Annotated in this window: 3 protein-coding genes; all 3 read left to right on the top strand. The window is 32.7% G+C overall.

Translation table 11 applies throughout. From position 1 onward, the window contains the following. Positions 1 to 235: 235 nt before the first annotated feature. The 3 genes from QI30_RS19750 to QI30_RS19740 all read left to right on the top strand — a co-directional run bounded on the left by QI30_RS19750 (position 236) and on the right by QI30_RS19740 (position 1781). Positions 236 to 421, top strand: coding sequence for an antitoxin VbhA family protein (locus QI30_RS19750; RefSeq protein WP_126992121.1), 186 nt, complete (start codon positions 236 to 238; stop codon positions 419 to 421). Further along, positions 421 to 1143 (top strand): Fic/DOC family protein, encoded by a 723-nt coding sequence (locus tag QI30_RS19745; RefSeq protein WP_126992122.1) that lies wholly within the window; start codon positions 421 to 423, stop codon positions 1141 to 1143. The genes QI30_RS19750 and QI30_RS19745 overlap by 1 nt, the downstream gene beginning before the upstream one ends. A gap of 224 nt (positions 1144 to 1367) precedes the next feature. Continuing rightward, complete coding sequence (locus tag QI30_RS19740; RefSeq protein WP_126992147.1) at positions 1368 to 1781, top strand: hypothetical protein; 414 nt, start codon at positions 1368 to 1370, stop codon at positions 1779 to 1781. The last annotated feature ends 85 nt before the right edge of the window (positions 1782 to 1866 follow it).

Genomic DNA, 1866 nt, shown 5'->3' with positions numbered 1-1866 from the left:
TTAAGTCAAGGCTTAATAGGCTAAAAAACTCGGGTATTGATATTATTGTCAGTATGTATGAGATTTGATAAAAAACATTCCCAAATAACATTTTGTTAATGTTAAAACAAATTCATCATCGCATTAAATATCTTCATGCTGATTTGGTGCATCTCAACAAGCCCTTCAACATCCATGAAAATATAAGAAATATGATATACTGAACTTACTATTCAAATTTAAAGAGGTGGACCGTATGAAAGCCAATTCACGCTTAGAACGACAACAGCAAGTACGATTTGCAGTAGGTATGGCTGCGCTAGATGGTGGAAAACCGACAAGCTTTACACAAAATTTATTAAATCAATATGAGAATGGTGAGGTTTCATCTAGCCAATTGAAACAAGCCATTTTACAGAAATATGCGAAGGCGACAAACTAATGGACCCTTATGTGTATCCAAATTCAAACGTATTAATCAATAAACTAAATATTGTAGACGAAAAAGAACTTATTGATGTGGAAGCTCAGTTATTAATCGCTGGTATTATCGACATTCACTCGATTCTCGATGATTTAGATTTTGCAGATTATACGTCTTTACAAAACATCCATCATTTCTTATTTGAAGACCTTTACACGTGGGCTGGGGAATTTCGAACAATTAATATTTATAAAAATGAACGCGTGTTAAATGGCTTATCTGTAACGTACTGTGATAAAAATCGTATCAGTGATACGTTAAAAGCCATTTTTCAGTGGGCTGCTCAAATAGAGTGGTCTCCTCAAAATCGACAGCTTCCTTCACAATTTGCGAAATTCATGACAGATATATGGCGTGTCCATCCATATCGTGAAGGCAACACGCGTGCTGTATCAATCTTTATGAAGCTATTTGCTGATAAAAACAACTTAGATTTTAATGCGGAACTACTTTCGCAAAATGCGGGCTATTTACGTAATGCACTTGTTATGGCTGCTGTGGATGAAGCGCCAGAGCCTAGTTATTTACATCGGATTATCACAGATGCATTATTCTACAAACCATCTGGTCTAACAAAGCAAAGTGAGGAAAAGCCTTCTACTTATAAGACAGTTGGACAATATGATGTCACAAACTATGAAGAAAAACCATTTTATACAAATCCAGATAAACCTCAATGAGTACGTAGTTACATACGTACTCATTTTTGTATGCTGTGATACGTCTTTCCATTTCATTTTTAGGTTCTTTTCAAAATAGTTGTCTCAAGATTATAGAAAATTATGACGTTTACTTAATGAATTGATATATGTAATAAAACTTTTAAGTGCAAAATTTATGGCTTATTGAACAAATAGAAAAGTTATTTTATAGTTAATCAGAGATGAATAGAAAGGAGAATTCAATGTCAGAAAAAAATGAACGACTGGGCATAAAGCTTAACAGAGAGAGTGTCATTGCCCTAAAAGAATTGAAGAAGATTTTTTATGGCGATTCAGAGATACCTATATCAGATGGTTTTCTCATAGGAGAAGCTTTTAAAAAAATTGAGCCAGTAGTAAATCAAATAGATTGGGAATTACTCAATGATAAAAAAACTTCAGTGCCTGGCATTACAGATAACAAAGATCCACAATTTGAAAGCATGAGAACAACTTTAGCAATTGATAAAACGGTATTCCAGAAGATGAAAATGCTACAAGAAAATCTGATTAAAGAAACAAGAGGAAGAGTATTCTTTTCATTTGTTGTAAAATCAGTGTTGTTCGCTGCTATTTTACAACATAATAATGATCTAGAAAATTTTATAAAAAAATAAAAGTGTTAATCATTGACTAACACAATTGTTGAATGTTAATCTTTAAGTGAGATATCACTCTCACTTATTTTTTGCCCTTTCAAAT

The sequence above is a fragment of the Candidatus Kurthia intestinigallinarum genome (assembly GCF_003991225.1).
Lineage (GTDB): Bacteria > Bacillota > Bacilli > Bacillales_A > Planococcaceae > Kurthia > Kurthia populi.
Note: the sequence above shows the minus strand (reverse complement) of the source record. Positions and strands in the feature narration are given on the sequence as shown.

Excerpts from the sequence above, each read along its gene's own strand:
- QI30_RS19750 (WP_126992121.1), top strand. The coding sequence starts at position 236 with ATGAAAGCCAATTCACGCTTAGAACGACAACAGCAAGTACGATTTGCA.
- QI30_RS19745 (WP_126992122.1), top strand. The coding sequence starts at position 421 with ATGGACCCTTATGTGTATCCAAATTCAAACGTATTAATCAATAAACTA.
- QI30_RS19740 (WP_126992147.1), top strand. The coding sequence starts at position 1,368 with ATGTCAGAAAAAAATGAACGACTGGGCATAAAGCTTAACAGAGAGAGT.